Raw genomic sequence first — 1,258 nt, 5'->3', positions numbered from 1 at the left:
ATCGCCGACCATCTTCGCAAAGCGAACCGTGACCGGCAGCCCGTCGTTGAAGTTGCAGGAGTTGTAGTTGATCTTGGTGAGACCCATGATGTCTTCCAGCACGGTGCTGATTTTCGGTTTGGATTTCTTGGACCGCATCACCGTGATGTGTAGCGGATTGGGCGTCTCGGGCCCAATGTAGGTGTCAAGCTGCGGCACGTAGCCTGTCGTCCACAGATACGCCGTCTGATCGTCGAGCAAGAGCGCTGTGCCGCGCAGAACTGGATAGTCGCCATCCCGAAAGAGCTTGGTCTCGCCCGCCGTTGGTCGGATCCTCACGCCGACGACATTTGTCTCCTTCGGCGCGGCCGCGACAAAAGCATTCCACTCTTCATCATTGAAATAGGTCTGTCCGTGAATGAATAGCTCTTTCGGGGGGCCGCCATGCTCTTCGCTGTAGGTTTTCAGCACGAGTTCAAGCAAGTCCTTAGCCGCCGGCGCCTTGAGATGATACTCATAGTCGCCGGTCTTCCAAGGACCGTTGGCGCCGCGGAAAACGACGCCGTCACCCTCGTTGAGGAACATCTGAGCGGCGCAGCAGGCGTGCCCGTCAGGATCGTTCGGCAGGCTTTTGTAGACCATGCCGATGTAGCAAACGCCGGGCCGCACGTCCGCCAACCGCCATGGCGGTTTCGGCTGCGTCTTATAGTAGAGCCCGGTGGCGAGATTCCATGCGACCGTTGCCGCATCCTGCGTCTTGCGGATAGGATAGTTGGCCTTGTTGAGGAAGGCGCCGGGCGCGAGCGTCGTCTCGCGCACCAGCTGCGTCGGCGCGATCCTCAGAAACTCGGCCTTGATCCTGCGATGGAGGTCGGGCACATCCTCGAAAATCGCCTCGTCGGACTGATCGATGGCGCCCATGGCGGACAACAGCGGCAGGTTTTCTTTCGCCTTCTGCCGCTTCTTGAAGTCGCCCAGCTCCAAGGCAAGCGCAGTGCGCTTAGATTGCGGCCGGCAGCGCTCATAGACAATGTCGGGCAGAACAAGGACCCAGACGTCGATTGATCGCTCGTCGTTGCGGCGATGCTGCTCGACACGATCGATGTAGAGGCGGGCGACCTTGTCGACCGCTTCATTGAGATTGAAGATGCGCGTGGCGCGCTCAATATCCTTCAGCTGGATCGACAGCGCACTGCATTCATCCGGATCGAACGATATCCCGAAGGCCTCCTCGAGCCCGGGGAAGTTCGCCAGATGCAAGCGATCGGCCTTCTCACCC

General features: G+C 59.5%; 1 protein-coding gene. It reads right to left on the bottom strand.

All coding sequences use genetic code 11. The features are described from left to right. Positions 1-1,258, bottom strand: a 1,258-nt coding sequence (locus EOA32_RS37305; RefSeq protein WP_128374319.1) for a hypothetical protein, incomplete at both ends; no start/stop codon positions are given.

Origin of the sequence: Mesorhizobium sp. M1A.F.Ca.ET.072.01.1.1 (genome assembly GCF_004023325.1) — a bacterium.
Lineage (GTDB): Bacteria > Pseudomonadota > Alphaproteobacteria > Rhizobiales > Rhizobiaceae > Mesorhizobium.
The sequence above is the reverse complement of the archived record's forward strand: the minus strand, read 5'-3'. Positions and strand labels throughout refer to the sequence as shown.